The sequence below is a fragment of the Methylobacterium oryzisoli genome (genome assembly GCF_046557895.1).
In the GTDB taxonomy this organism is placed as follows: Bacteria; Pseudomonadota; Alphaproteobacteria; order Rhizobiales; family Beijerinckiaceae; genus Methylobacterium; species Methylobacterium oryzisoli.
In genome coordinates this window covers 10,301-24,196 of sequence record NZ_JBKIBX010000042.1, presented here as the reverse complement: position 1 = coordinate 24,196, position 13,896 = coordinate 10,301, and the positions used below count along the sequence as shown (strand labels likewise).

Genomic DNA, 13,896 nt, shown 5'->3' with positions numbered 1-13,896 from the left:
CCGGACGCCGAGAACCGCACCTTCCTCCTCGCCCGCCTGCCGCCGGCCGCCTGCGCCGGGCCGGCGCGCTGAGCGGCCCCGACCACCCCTCGCGCGACCAGGAGCGATCCCATGCGACCTGCCCTCCGCCCCCTCGGCCTTCTCGCGTGCCTGATCGCCGGCCCGGCTGCGGCCCAGACGATGGGCATGCCCCAGGAGCTGACCCTGCCGCCCCGGGCACCCGGTGCCGAGCCCGGCGGAAGCGAGCGGCCAGCGGGTGCCGAGCTTCCGTTCACATCCACGGCGGAGCTGCGCGCCCGCACCGTCGCCCGCCACGTGCGCGAGTTGCAGGCCACCAACCCGATCGCGGCGGCCGAGGTGGCGCGCGAGATGAGCAAGCACGATTACGACGCGATCTTCCGCAGCCTGCTCGACGGCACCGGCCTGCGCCCGACCGATGCCGGGGACGTGCTGACGGCCTTCGTCGTCCTCCAGTGGATGGTCGCCAACGACGCCACGGCGGAGCCGAGCCCGGCCGCGCTCCGGGCCATCCGCGAGCAGTTCGTGATGCCGATGGCGGACAAACCGCCCCTGTCCCGGCTGGAGACGCGCGCCGCCTTCGCCGAGCAGGTCAAGCTGCGGGCCGTGCTGCACCACGCCGGCTGGCAGGCGGCCCGGCGGCTCGGCGTGGTGCCGCGCTTCCTCGCCGGCCTCTCGGGCGAGTTCATCCCGCCGGCCAAGCTGCGCGCCCTCGATCTGACGGAGGAGGGATTGGTGGCGAAGGGGCGCGCCCGGATCGCAGGCCCAGCCCGCCGGGCCGACGATCCACCCCGCGTGGCGGAGGCGCCCGCCGAGGCGCCGCCGGCCGCCCTCCCGGCGGAGCCGCGCCACGCCGCCAACTGGGCGCAGGTCGAGGGGGTGTATTTCCGCGCCACCACCGGCGTCGGGGTCGGCGGCATGGTCACGATCGACTTCGAGCCGCTGATCCTGCTGCGGGACGGCAGCACCTACGAGATCGACGACGCGGCGCTGGAGGATGTCGACCTCGCGGCCGAGCGGCAGGCCAAGCCCCGCCGCTTCGGCCGCTGGACCCGCTCGGGCGACGACTTCGTGCTCACCGGCACGAGCGGAAAGCCGCTCTCCTACCGCCTCCAGGACGGCAGCTTCTTCAAGGCCTTCCCGGCAGGGGCGGGGGAGACCCTGTCGCGCGGCTATCGCCGGCTGTCGGGCGGCGGCAACAGCGCGATGGGCGGCGACGTGATGATCGCCGTGTCGAGCCGGTACGATTTCCGGCCTGACGGCAGCTACGGCCGGGGCGGCTCGGTCGGGGCGACGAATTCGGGTGCGACCACCGGCGTCGGCTCGGCGCTCAGCCGGCGCCGCGCGCCGGAGGGCGGGCGCTACGCCCTCGACCGCTACACGCTGACCCTGACGGGGGCGGACGGGCGGGTGCGGCGGCTCTTCTTCGCCTTCGGCTCGCAGAAGGACCCGCCGCAGCCCGACCGGGACATGATCTTCATCGGCGACAGCGTCTTCTCGACGGCGGACTGAGCGCCGCGCGAGGCGGCCCGTGTCGGAGCGGCCGTCAGCGCCGGCGGCGAGGTCCGCCCAGGACCCGCGCGATCGCCTCCGCGACCGCCTCGCCGCCGCCTGCCACGCCCTGGCACGGCATCCAGTAGAGGCTGGCGAACCGCGGGTCGCGCGGGTGCAAGACGATCCGGTTGAAGCGGGCGATCCAGCGGGCGCGGTGCGTCAGCGGCAGGGCGGCATCGCGCTCCGGCCGCACCGCCACGCTCAGCACCCCGCCGGCGACGTGGCACCCGTCCAGGGCCGACCACGGAATCCACTCCGTGGAGAATCGGCGGTCGAACAGGCCGTAGGCCGAGACCGACAGGACCGGGCCGCGCCGCACGAGGTCGCGCAACGCGACGAGGCCGCAGAGACCGAAGAAGGCGATGGCCAGGAGGCCGAGTCCGGCCACGACGGGGTCCGGACGAGTGGCGAGCATCCAGGCCCCGGTGGCGACGAACGCGCCCGCGCCGAGGAGCAGGCCGGCGAGCTGCCGGCGCGCCACCGGCAAGTCGACCCGCGCCTCGTCGGGCGATGGCTCCGGCGCCCCGCTCCACTTGCCCGGCCGCTCCGCGGGGATGGCTTTGGCGCGCTTCATGGCATCTCGATTCATCGCTGACGCCCGTCACTCCCACCCCTTTCCCGGACGACTGAAACGAAGTGGAAGGAGATCCGGGAACCAGGGGAGATGTGCCGCGCAGCGGCTCTGTTGTTGCATCGGTTCTGACAGGCTGAAGCCTTGCGAATTCTTATGCTTCTCCCTCTCCTGTTTGGGAGAGGGGCCGGGGGTGAGGGTGGCGACGGTCCTGCAGTGAAGCTGAGACTGTGGTGAAGGGAGCGGAAGGGTTCAGGCTCAACCACGAAGCGCGGTGCTGGTCGCGTCTCATCCTGCTCTCTCCCGCACCCTCACCCCTACCCCTCTCCCACACGGGAGAGGGGATCCCGCCCATTCTTGATTTCGAAACGATCAGACGGAAATCATCTCAATCGTCCGGGAAAGGGGCTTGTCCGCGCGCGATGTCCGGGTGGATCACCCCGGACGCCGCGGCGTCCCGGCGCCGAGCGCGCCCAGGATCGCGACGGCGCCGAGCAGCAGGATCAGCACCGAGTAGTACTGCATGGGGATCCAGAAAAGCGTGTGGCGCCCGCGCAGGATCACCACCTGCCCGGTGCGCGGATCGACCAGTTCCCGGCCCGGGCGGTTGTTGAGCCGCGTGCCGACGACCCAGTTCAGCACCGCGGCGGCCACCCACACCACGACGACGCCGGTCGGGGTCGGGAGGCCGATGCGGGCGAGCGCCGGATCGACGAGCACGCCCGCCACCAGCGCCGCCCCCATGATCAGGGCGGTGAGTGCCCCCCAGCCGGACCAGATGATCATCGCGTCACTCCGTTGATGCGCCGGCGGCACGCCGAGCCGGTTCGCCCCGCTGACTCGGTCATGGGGTGTCCAGACCCGGTTTCGCGCACGGCGCTACGCGTCCTGAGCCGCGGCCGGAACCGCCGCGATCCCCGCCGTGGCCGCCCAGGCCGAGAGGTCGGAGCGCCGGATCGCCGCCGCCATCAGGTCGGGGAAGAGGTCCGGCGTGCAGGCGAAGGCGGGCACGCCGAGGGCCGCGAGCCGCGCGGCGAGCGCCCGGTCGTAGGCCGGCGCCCCTTCGTCCGAGAGCGCCAGCAGGGCGACCATCTGCACGCCGGCCCCGACGAGGCGCTGCGCCCGGGCGAGCAGCCCCGCCTCGACCCCGCCCTCGTAGAGATCCGAGATCAGGACGAGGATCGTGTCCTCGGGCCGGGTGATGCGCGATTCGCAGTAGCCGACCGCCCGGTTGATGTCGGTGCCGCCGCCGAGCTGGACCGAGAAGAGCACCTCAACCGGATCGTCCATCTCGTCCGAGAGGTCGACCACCTCGGTGTCGAACACCACGAGGCGGGTGGAGACCGCGGGCAGCGAGGCCATCACGGCTCCGAAGATGCTCGAATAGACCACCGAGTTCGCCATCGAGCCGGACTGGTCGATGCACAGGATCACGTCCTTGAGGCTGCCGCGGCTCTTGCGGCCGTGGCCCAGGCGCGTCTCCGGGATGATGGTGCGGTACTCCGCCTGGTAGTGGCGCAGGTTCGCCCGGATGGTGCGGTTCCAGTCGATCTCGGCGTGACGCGGGCGCCGGTTGACGCTGGCGCGGTCGATCGCCCCGTTCACCGCCTGCCGCAGGGGTTCTTCCAGCTTGCGCATCAGCGCCTCGACCACCTTGCGCACCACGAGGCGAGCGGTCTCCTTGGTGCGTCCGCCGAGCAGGCCCCGCATCGAGATCAGGGTCGAGACGAGCGAGACGTCCGGGACGACGGCGTCCAGCATCTCCGGCTCGGTGAGCATGCGCTTGAGGTCGAGCCGCTCGAAGGCGTCGCGCTGCATCACCTGCACGACGGAGGCCGGGAAGTAGTCGCGGATGTCGCCGAGCCAGCGCGGCACAGATGGAGCGGAGGAGCCGAGGCTGGCGCCGCGGTCGGAATCGTAGAGGGCGCCGAGCGCCCGGTCGAGGCGCTGGTCCCGCTCCCCGAGGGCGCAGCCGGTCCCGTCGGCGGGGCCGCCGCCGAGCACGAGGCGCCAGCGGCGCAGGCGTTCGGTCTCGCTCACCGCCCATCCTCCAGGGTGGCTGGGATGTCTTGGGTGAAAGGGGTGTCTTGGGCCGCCGGGGCGGGCCCGAGAAGCAGGCGCAGGATCGGCAGCACCCGGGCGGCCCGCTCCGCGTCGAAAACCCGGCCGGGCGCGGTGTCGCCCGGCGCGCCGCCGCCCGGCCGCGTCAGCGCCTCGCCGATCACCCGGCGCTCGGCCGGCGCGATCGTCGCGAAGGTGCGACGCACCAGCGGCAGCAGCTCCGTGAAGGTGTCTTCGTCGAGGCCGCACAGCCACTCGTCCACGACGGGCAAGAGCCCCTGGCCATGGATCAGCGCCGTGCCACTGTCTTCGAGGAAGCCCTCGATCCAGGCTGCCGCCGCGGGGGGCGCCGCCGCCCGCGAGAGCGACAGCCGCATCCGGTCGCCCGCCTCCTCGGCCGCGACGGCGCGGTCGTCGAACAGCAGGCGCACGGCGCGCCCCACCACACGGCCATGGGCGTGCTCCTGGTCGGCGAGGCCCCGCAGGCCCTCCTGCCACACAGCCTTCAGCTCCGGCTCCTCGATGAGCGCGACGGCGCCCGAGACCGCGACGAGGCGCCCCTTGGCGGCGGCGGCCGCGTCGTCGTCGAGGCTCTGGCAGGCCGCCACCAGCCCGGCGGCGACGCGCGGCACCAGCCCGCGCACCACCGCGAGCACCGGCGCGGTGTCGGAGGAGCGGACCGAGCCGTAGCGGGCGAGTTCGGCGAGCGGGGGCAGGGCCTCCATCAGGTCGAACACGTCGGCCGAGAGGGCGGCGCGGTCGTTGATCGCCCGGATCACCTCGGCGCCCGCCCCGGCGAGGTCGGCATCCAGCAGCGTGCCGATCAGACCCGACAATTCGGCGACGCGGCTGTCGTACCACTCCGGCGAGAGCACGCCGGCGCGGTAGCCGGAAGCGAAGGCCAGCCGCTCGTAGGACCAGGGCGCCCAGGCGGCGGCGACCTTGGTCTTGGGCAGGTTTTTGAGCGTCGCGGCGTCGGCCGTCGCCTGACCCTTCGCGTCGTGGCGGGCGAGCGCCGGCACGTGCCACGCGCCGCAGACCACGGCGATGCGCGCGAACCCCTCCTTGGCCGCCTTGCGGATTGCCGCGCGCATATGCGCCTCGCGCGCCTCCTCGCGAAACGCCTCGTCCGCATCGAGCTCGGCGCCCTCGCGCAGGGCCGTCATCGCCTCGCCGATGGCCGCGAACACGTCGCCGTCGGCGCCCGCGCGGCTCTCGACCAGGGCGTCCCACCAGCGCTCGCCATCGGGATAGCCCGCGGCGGCGGCGAGTTCGCCGAGCGGATCGCGCCGGATCGCGGCAGGCGCCGGGGCCGGGCCGTCCTCGGGCGGTGTGTCCGTCGCCTCGGCCAGAGGCTCGGCGTCGATCGGCGCGGCCTCGGGCGATTCTTCCGGCACGCCGAAACCGTCGGCGAGCTGGTTCGCGTGCGGCAGGTCGATGAAGCGGACGCTCGCGCCCGCCGCGATCCCGTGGCGCATCGCCACCCATTCCGGCGAGAAATCCGCGAAGGGGAAGAAGGCGCAATCGCGCGGCCGGTCCGGCCGGTAGACGAGGAGCGCGACGGGGGGCGCCATGCCCTCCCGGAGGCTGAGCGGGATCAGCGCGTCGGCGTCCGGCGGACCCTCGATCAGCAGGCAATCGGGGTCGAGCGCATCGAGCGCCGCCCGGAGCGAGCGGGCCGAGCCGGGGCCGTGATGGCGGATGCCGAAGAGGCGGATGTCAGGCATCGCGGCTCGGGGTGGCGAGGGTCAGGCTCATGGCGGATCATCCTCGGTTCGATGGCCGGTTCGCGCGCGAGGCTCGCGGCGCCCCCCCCCTCTGCGGGGGAGGGTGGCCCCCGAAGGGGGTCGGGAGAGGGGAGCGCCGCTTCCGCTGGTCCGACGCCGACTGAGAGTGGCACCGTCGCGCAGCCCCTCTCCCGCCCGCTCCGCGGGCACCCTCCCCCTTCTCAAGTCGGGCTTGCCCGACTTGAGCACTCAGTGATGCGGATATCGGGCAAGCCCGATATCCGTGGGGGGAGGGTTACAAGGGAGTTTCACGCGCTCGCGCGGGCAGCTTTATAAAAATCCTTCCAGCCGTCGCGCTCCTTGACCACGGTCTCGAGGTACTCGCGCCAGACGATGGCGTCCTGCACCGGGTCCTTCACCACCGCGCCGCTGATCCCCGAGACGAGATCGTGGGCCGAGAGGCGGCCGTCGCCGAAATGCGCGGCGAGCGCCAGCCCGCTGCCGACGACGCTGATCGCCTCCGCCGTCGAGAGCGTGCCCGAGGGCTGCTTCACCTTGCTCTTGCCGTCCGCCGTCACCCCCTCGCGCAACTCGCGAAAAATCGTGACGACGCGCCGGATCTGGTCGGCGCCCGGCGGCTCGGCCGGGATCTCGAAGGCGCGGCCGAGCGCGGCCACCCGCGTCTCCACGATGGCGATCTCGGCCTCGATGGTGGCGGGCGGCGGCAGCACCACGGTGTTGAAGCGGCGCTTGAGCGCGCTCGACAGCTCGTTCACGCCCCGGTCGCGGTTGTTGGCGGTGGCGATGAGGTTGAAGCCCTTCTCGGCCGGCACCTCCTCGTTCAGTTCGGGGATCGGCAGCGTTTTCTCCGACAGGACCGTGATGAAGCTGTCCTGCGTCTCCGAGGGGATGCGGGTCAGCTCCTCCACCCGGGCGATGCGGCCCTCGTTCATGGCGCGCATCACCGGCGAGGCCACCACCGCCTCGCGGCTCGGCCCCTTGGCAAGCAGGAGCGCGTAGTTCCAGCCGTAGCGGATCGCCTCCTCGCTGGTGCCGGCCGTGCCCTGCACGATCAGGCGCGAGGTGCCGCAGATCGCCGCCGCCAGGTGCTCGCTGACCCAGCTCTTGGCGGTGCCGGGCACGCCGAGGAGCAGCAGCGCCCGGTCGGTGGCGAGCGTCGCCACCGCGACCTCCATCAGGCGCCGCTCGCCGATGTACTTTGGAGTGACCTCGAAACCGGAGGGCAGCCGCCCGCCCATCAGGTAGGTCACGACCGCCTGCGGCGAGAGCTGCCAGTTCGGCGGGCGCGCCCGGTCGTCGGCGGCGCGCAGCGCGGCCAGCTCCTCCGCGAAGGCGTCCTCGGCGGCTTGGCGCAGCTGCGCGGCCTTGCTCCCGTTGGTCTGCGGCATGTCTCAGGCACCCTCCGGTCCGGTGAAGTCGCGCCGCATGGCGGCGCGCAGGTCGAGGATCTCGGCCAGCGTCGCGCATTGGCGGCGCAGGCGCTCGTCGGCATCCGCGGGCAGGCGCGCCAGGATGGCGGCGGCGGCCGCGGCGGCGGGCTCGCCCGGCCACGCCCGCTCGCCGAACCGGTCGATCATCCAAGTCCGGGTGAGCGGGTCGCGCATCCCGGGCGGGGCCCGGGTGACCACGGCGAGCCAGTCGAGATGGGCGAGGGTGAAGCGCTCGGAGAAGGCGGACGGCGCGTGGCCGAGATGGGCGAGCACCACCTCGACGGCCGCCTTCCGAAACAATCCCTCGACCAAGCTCTCCCACTCCGCTCCGGGCAGGAGGGCGGCCGCCCGCGCCCAGTCGTCGCGCAGCTCGTTCGTCGGCCGGATCCCCGAGAGGCGCCCCGCGGCGGCCTCGCCCAGGACCTCGGCGAGCGCACGCGCCCAGTCCGGGTCGTCCTCGCGGCGCACGGCCGCGACGAAGCCTTCGAGGATCGGCCCCGCCCACTCGCTGCGCAGCGCGAGTTCGATCCAGAGCCGCGGCGGATGCTCGGCGAAGGCGTGCAGGGGCGTCTGCGACAGGATCTCCTGCAGCAGTCCCGCCCGCGCGCCGCCCGCCTTCTGCCGGTAGGGGCGGGGCTCGATGCCGTCGCGGGCGAGCGTGGGCGATTCCTCCGGCAGCGTCACCGTCAGCGCGTGCTTCGTGCCCCCGAGCAGACCCCGGCTGCTCTCGATCACGAGCGCCTTTTTGGCCCGCGCCGCCATGCGCGAGGCGAAGAGCGAGCGGGGCAGGTCCGCCAGCAGCCGCTGCGCCGCCGCCCGGACGCCGCTCGCGCGGTCGTCGAGGCAGGCTTCGAGGAAGGGCGCGTCGGCCTCGCCGAGGCCGATGTCCAGCGCGGCGACGAGCACTTGGCGCATGTCCGCCTTCTCGCCGCGGAAGCCGGCCTCCAGGGCCTCGCGGGCGCCGTCCGGGTCGCGCTGCCGGAAGGCCGCGAAGGCATCGCGACGGATAGCGGGCGTGCCCTCCGTCCAGTCCTGCGGCGATGACGCGGCCTCGGCGCTCCCGCCCGCGCAGGCGCGGTCGAGCCAGTCGATCTCGGGGCCGGCGATCCGTTCGATCGCCCGCGGCCACTGTGACCGATAGGGGCTAAGCGCCGGGAGCAGCCAGGCAGGCGCGCGGATGCCCGCCTCGGCCGCGAGGCCGCACCATTCCTCTAGCCGCGACCGGGCCGACTGGCCGGCGGCGAGCAGGAGGGCGAGGCGCGCTGCGGCGGCGGGCGGGCATTCGGGTCCGGGCAGGCTGCGCTTCGGCACGGGGGTGAGCGCGTCGGGGGCGAGCCCCGCCCCGGCGAGGCGGTGGACGCCCTGCGCGGCGAGGCGCGCGAGCAGGCCGCCGCCCGCGTCGCCGGCCGGACCGAGATCCGCGAAGGGGGCGCCCGCCGGTCCGGCCAGCGCGCGCTCGGCGCCGATGAGGGCCGCCGCGAGAGCGGTCTCCCAGCCGTCGGCGGCCGGGGCGGCGATCGTCGCTGCGTCCATCAGGCCGCCCGCATCAGGATCGGCTGCGAGTCCTGGGCCGGCACCGCGTAGAGGCAGCCCTGCGCGACGAGGGCCAGGACGTTGAGGCCGAAGCCGTCGTAGAGGCCGAACACGTCGACGCGCTCGCCCGCCGCCACAGCCAGCAGGGCGGGCAGGCGCGGATCCGCCCGCAGCACGAGGCTGCCGGTCTCGTCGCCCAGGCCGAGGAGGGGGCGCTCCGGCGTGGAGCCGGCGAGGTGGCCGAAGCGGATTCCCGCGAGCCGGACGGGCCAGCGCTCGGTCCAGGGCGCCCGGGCCAGCACGTCGGCGAAGCCGTCGAGGGCCGCGGCGACCGTCGTCGCACCCGCGAGCGGCCCGGCGGGGGAGGGCGCCGCACGCCCCTCGCGCAGGATGGCGCGCAGGGGCGGCTCGCCCGGCTGGAAGGCCAGGGCACCGGAAAAATCCTGGCCCGCCGCCGGGACGGGCGGCAGCGGCGAGCCGGGCGCGCCGTAATCGACCACCTGCGCCAGGGCGCCGCTGCCGCGCCCGGCGAGCCAGACCGTGCGGGCGGTGAGCTTGTCCTCGTCCTCCACCGCGTGGGCGAGCACGGCCCAGGCATCCGCGGCGTCGGGCCGGGCCGCCATCTCCTCGGCGGTGACCGGGTAGCCGACCGCCGCGCGCACGGCCGCCGCCTGCTCCGGCGTCAGACAGTCGAGGCGCCGCATCGCCCCGACCAGGAGGGCGAGCCGGCCGATTCCGAGCGCCAGCGCCTCCTCCGGCCGGGGCGCCCCGGCGGGAGGGGCCGCGGCGGCGAAGCCCGGCAGGGCGCGCACCCGGCGGGCGAGACCGGGCGCCTGCCCGTCGACGAGGCGGCCGGCCATACGGTCGAAGAACGCGTAGGGCTCGGAGCGCACGCCTGCGAGCCCGCGCCGCATCAGGTCGCGCAGCCAGAGATCGAGTTCGTCGAGGGCGGCTGCGACCCGCTCCTCGCGGGCCTGCCGGCGCTTGGCCTGCGCCTTCTCGTCCACGGGCTTGGCCGGCTCGCGGGCGCGGGTCTCGGCCGCGGTCGCGCGGGTCTCACGGGTTTTGGCCCAGGCGGCGGCCCAGTCGGGCGGCTCGGCCTCCGGGAGCCGGGCTGCGGCATCCACCAGCATCAGCCCCAGCGCGTGCTTGCAGGGAAATTTCCGGCTCGGGCAGGTGCATTTCGAGGCCGGGCCGGCAAGATCCGCGACGGTGCGGTAGGGGCTGGCCCCGCTGCCCTTGATCTCGCCCCAGATCATCTCCCCGGACCGGCCGAGGGCACTCCACTTGGCGGGCTTGGCCTGATCCTGGCCGGCCTTGCGGCTCGGCGCATCGGGTGCGAGATCGAGGATCTGTGCGGAAGTCAGGCTCATGCGTCTCGAAGTCGTGGTCCGGCGGCTATCCCGGCCGCGGCGGCACTGTAGACAACGATCCGCGCGGTGCAAGACTTTCCGGCAGTCGAAATCCGATCCCACCCGACAAGGATGGATCTTCAAACCGTCCGACTTGAAATTATTTCAGTTTCATGACACGGGCCGGCCGATAGCGAATGGTCGAGCTTGACATATCGGCGGCTTCGTCCTGTCGTAGCGCCTCCAAGTGGTATCTTCGTTGCGTCATGATCGTGCGCGCGTGCCCTCGCGCACATCTATACGCTCGCGCCGCGCGTATGCGCAGGTTCGTTGCGGTGCGGAGGGAGGCGGGGCGTGGGGGGATCGGTGGACCGGCAGGCCGTGCTGCGCCCGATCGAGGACCGGACGGCGATGCGCCGCGTCTCGCGCGAGTTGGGCCGGCTGGAGGCGCTGGCCGCGCGGCGTCGGATGCGCGTGCGGATCCTGCGGGGCCTGCGGGGCGGCGCCGGCGCCGCGGGCACCTTCGCGCTGCTCCTGAAACTGAAGCTCGCGGGATCGCTCGCCCTCAAGCTCGGCCTCGCGCTGGCGGCCGGGCTGGTGTTCGCGTGGCCGGTGCTCGGCATCGTGGTGCTGGTGGTGCTCGGCACCGTGGTCTGGATCGCCAGCCTGTTCGATGGGGATGGCGGGCGGCCGAGCCTGGACGGCCCCTGGGACCTGTCCTGCGACTGCGACCGGCGCGAGAAGCGGGCGGCGCGGCTCGCGATGCTGATCGAGCGGCGGCGATCGTGGCTCGCGGCTCCCTCAGGCCCGCCGCCCAGCCCGCGGGCCGAGGCGGAAGGCAGCCGCCGGACACGGTAGGGCGGGCGCCCGCATCGCGCGTCGCCCGCCCGTGAGGGCATTCACCCAGACGAAATGGTCACCGGTTCGTCGCAGAAAATGCGATCCTGCCCTGGCTCACTGCACGACGTTGCCGTCGGGGCCGACCTTGATCTCCTGGGTCTTGTCGGCGACCGCCACGGTGATCTCGTAGATGACCGAGCTGCCCTCGCGCTCCACCTCGGCCTCGAAGGCCTTGCCGCCACTCTTCTGCTCGGCGATCGCGATGGCGTCCTTCAGGGACGTCTTGGCATTCTGGAAGTCGCTGACCTTCAACCGGGTGAAGTAGCGCTCGAAGGGCTGGTTCTCCGACTTGATGAGCGCGCCGGTGTCGGCGTTGATGTAGTGCTCGACCAGCTTGCCGTCCGGGTAGACCACCTTGATCTCCCAGTGCGCGGGGGTGCTGCCCTCGGCCTTCTCGAAGTCGGCATCGATGGCGCGCCCGTCCCCGCCCTGGCTCTGGGCGGTCGTGAGCGCCTGGGCGAGTCCGATCTTGCTCGCCTTGGCCGCGTCGACCTCCGTCGAGGCGTTGTCGGCGCGCGCGGGCGGCGGCGTGGCGGGGGTCGCGGGTGCCGGCGCGGTGGCGGGCGGGGCGGTGGTCTGGGGGGCCGTCGTCTGGGCGACGGCAAAGCCGGTGGTGAGGGCCAGCAGAGCAGCGGCGCAGGTCGTACGGGTCAACATGACGGTCTTCCTCTCCGAGCGGAAATCCGGGTCCCCCCCAACGTGTTGCTGGCCGGTTAGTTGCTCGGTTTGCCCGCGAAATCACCCGGGGATGCCCTTACGGACGGTCGCGGCGCGGACCTGCGCCGCCGGCGGGCGAGCAGATGCAGGGCAAATCGGAGACGGCGCGGCGGACCGCCCGCCTCAGGCCGGCGCGGGAGCGTAGCGGCGCCGTCCGCCGATGACCCGGTGCAGCACCCGCGAGAGTTCGTCGGCAGCGTAGGGCTTCTGCAGCAGCTCGAAGCCGTGCCGTCCCTCCTCGGCGAGCACGTGGCTGTAGCCGGAGGTCAGCACCACCGGCAGGTCCGGGTGACGGTGCCGGATCTCCTGGCCGAGCCGGACCCCGCTCATGCCCGGCATCACCACGTCGCTGAACACCGCGTCGAACCGGGCCGGGCCGGCCAGGACGCTCAACGCCTCGTCGGCATTCGCCGCCCACACGGTCTCGTAGCCGAGATCCTCCAGGATCTGCGTCGCGAATCGGCCCACGTCGAGATTGTCCTCCACCACCAGCACCCGCCTTCCGCGGCCGTGCTCGACCGCCTCCTCGCCGCCGGGGGCCGCGCGGTCGTCGATCGAACAGGTCCCGTCGGCCCGCGGCAGGTAGAGGGTGAAGGTGGTGCCCCGGCCGAGCGTGCTCGACACCGCCACGTCGCCCCCCGACTGCTTGGCGAAGCCGTAGACCTGGCTGAGGCCCAGCCCCGTGCCCTTGCCCACCTCCTTGGTGGTGTAGAATGGCTCGAAGATCTGCGTGAGCCGGTCCGGCGGGATACCCGAGCCGGTGTCGGTGAGCGACACGGCCACGAAGTGGCCGGGGCTGGCGGCATGGTTGCGGATCGCGGGCATCTCGGACACGCCCTCGGCCCGGATCGTCAGCGTGCCCTCGCCCTCCATGGCGTCGCGGGCATTCACCGCCATGTTGATCAGCGCCGTCTCGAACTGGCTGACATCGGCCACGACGCAGCACGGGTCACAGGCGAGTTCGGTCTCGATGACGATGCGCGCGCCCACGATGGTGCGCAGCATGTCCGTGACGTTGTCCAGCCGCTCGGCCGCATCGAACAGCTCCGGCTTGAGGGCTTGGCGCCGGGCGAAGGCGAGGAGCTGCCCGGTGAGCTTGGCCGCCCGGTCCACCGTGTCGGAGATCGCCTCGACGTAGCGGCGGCGGCGCTCCTCGGCGAGGTCGGGCCGGCGCAGGAAGTCGACGGAGGAGCGGATGATGGTGAGCAGGTTGTTGAAGTCGTGCGCGACCCCGCCGGTGAGCTGGCCCACCGCCTCCATCTTCTGCGCCTGCCGCAACGCCTCCTCGGCCTTCATCAGCTCGGCCGTGCGCTCGGCGACCCGGCTCTCCAGCGTCTCGTTCAGCTCGCGCAGGCCCGTCTCCGCGAGCCGGCGGTCGTGGATGTCGATCACCGATCCGAAATAGCCGAGGAACTCGCCGTTCGCGTCGAAGCGCGGCGAGGCGGCGTCGATCGCCCAGCGATAGGCGCCGTCGCGGCGGCGCAGCCGGTATTCGAGGCGGAAGGCCTCCCGCCGCGCATTGGCCTGCAGGAAGGTCTCGCCCGACCAGCCGCGGTCGTCCGGGTGCACGGCGTCGAGCCAGCCGAACCCCTCCGCCGTCTCGGGCGACTGGCCGGTGAACTCGTACCAGCGCCGATTGAGGTAGGTGCACACGCCCGACGGATCGGTGATCCAGGACATCACCGGCGCATCGTCCGACATGGTGCGGAACCGGCTCTCGCTCTCGCGCAGCCGGCTCTCCGCCCGCGCGCGCTCCACCGCCGCCCAGGTGCGCTCCGCCACCTCGATCACCAGCCCGATATCGTGCTCGGTCCAGGGCCGCGGCGTGCGTGCATGGACGTAGAGCGCCGCCCTCATGCGCCCGTCCTTGACCAGCGAGGCCGTGATGGCGGCCCGCGTGTCGATGGCGTCGAAGGCCGCGAGGCTCTCCGGCGCACGGGTGCGCGGGTCCTGGGCCGCATCGGTGACCAGCAGCGGGATGCCCGCCCGCAGGGCGGCCAGCACATCGGGTC

At 73.4% G+C, this 13,896-nt stretch carries 11 protein-coding genes; 2 read left to right on the top strand and 9 right to left on the bottom strand.

Features of this window, described 5'->3' with window-relative positions; genetic code table 11:
- The first annotated feature begins 111 nt into the window (after positions 1–111).
- On the top strand, positions 112–1,530 hold the full coding sequence (locus ACKUB9_RS27590) for a hypothetical protein (RefSeq protein WP_407529194.1): 1,419 nt from the start codon (positions 112–114) through the stop codon (positions 1,528–1,530).
- Between the two features lie 34 nt (positions 1,531–1,564).
- Here ACKUB9_RS27590 and ACKUB9_RS27585 read toward each other — a convergent pair whose 3' ends face one another.
- From ACKUB9_RS27585 to ACKUB9_RS27555, 7 genes are all read right to left on the bottom strand, one after another.
- Complete coding sequence (locus ACKUB9_RS27585) at positions 1,565–2,146, bottom strand: STM3941 family protein (RefSeq protein ID WP_407529193.1); 582 nt, start codon at positions 2,144–2,146, stop codon at positions 1,565–1,567.
- A 432-nt stretch (positions 2,147–2,578) separates the two neighbouring features.
- Positions 2,579–2,929: a hypothetical protein gene (locus tag ACKUB9_RS27580; protein ID WP_407529192.1), complete on the bottom strand. Its 351-nt coding sequence runs from the start codon at positions 2,927–2,929 to the stop codon at positions 2,579–2,581.
- 93 nt (positions 2,930–3,022) lie between these two features.
- The gene (locus ACKUB9_RS27575; RefSeq protein ID WP_407529191.1) at positions 3,023–4,183 is read right to left on the bottom strand and encodes a VWA domain-containing protein; all 1,161 of its coding nucleotides are present in this window, start codon (positions 4,181–4,183) and stop codon (positions 3,023–3,025) included.
- Positions 4,180–5,931 carry a DUF5682 family protein gene (locus ACKUB9_RS27570; RefSeq protein WP_407529190.1) on the bottom strand — a complete coding sequence of 584 codons (1,752 nt, stop codon included), beginning with the start codon at positions 5,929–5,931 and terminating at the stop codon, positions 4,180–4,182. Before ACKUB9_RS27570 ends, ACKUB9_RS27575 begins: the two co-directional genes overlap by 4 nt.
- Positions 5,932–6,239: 308 nt before the next feature.
- On the bottom strand, positions 6,240–7,340 hold the full coding sequence (locus tag ACKUB9_RS27565; protein ID WP_407529189.1) for an ATP-binding protein: 1,101 nt from the start codon (positions 7,338–7,340) through the stop codon (positions 6,240–6,242).
- Positions 7,341–7,343: 3 nt separating this feature from the next.
- Positions 7,344–8,915: a DUF5691 domain-containing protein gene (locus tag ACKUB9_RS27560; RefSeq protein ID WP_407529188.1), complete on the bottom strand. Its 1,572-nt coding sequence runs from the start codon at positions 8,913–8,915 to the stop codon at positions 7,344–7,346.
- Positions 8,915–10,288 (bottom strand): SWIM zinc finger family protein, encoded by a 1,374-nt coding sequence (locus tag ACKUB9_RS27555; protein ID WP_407529187.1) that lies wholly within the window; start codon positions 10,286–10,288, stop codon positions 8,915–8,917. Before ACKUB9_RS27555 ends, ACKUB9_RS27560 begins: the two co-directional genes overlap by 1 nt.
- 333 nt (positions 10,289–10,621) lie before the next feature.
- On the opposite strand from ACKUB9_RS27555, the gene ACKUB9_RS27550 reads away from it, so the two are divergent.
- The gene (locus ACKUB9_RS27550; RefSeq protein WP_407529186.1) at positions 10,622–11,125 is read left to right on the top strand and encodes a hypothetical protein; all 504 of its coding nucleotides are present in this window, start codon (positions 10,622–10,624) and stop codon (positions 11,123–11,125) included.
- Between the two features lie 96 nt (positions 11,126–11,221).
- Here ACKUB9_RS27550 and ACKUB9_RS27545 read toward each other — a convergent pair whose 3' ends face one another.
- Both ACKUB9_RS27545 and ACKUB9_RS27540 read right to left on the bottom strand, forming a co-directional pair.
- Positions 11,222–11,824 carry a PepSY domain-containing protein gene (locus ACKUB9_RS27545; RefSeq protein ID WP_407529185.1) on the bottom strand — a complete coding sequence of 201 codons (603 nt, stop codon included), beginning with the start codon at positions 11,822–11,824 and terminating at the stop codon, positions 11,222–11,224.
- A gap of 183 nt (positions 11,825–12,007) precedes the next feature.
- Positions 12,008–13,896, bottom strand: a 1,889-nt coding sequence (locus ACKUB9_RS27540) for a PAS domain S-box protein (RefSeq protein ID WP_410825960.1), incomplete at its 5' end; no start/stop codon positions are given.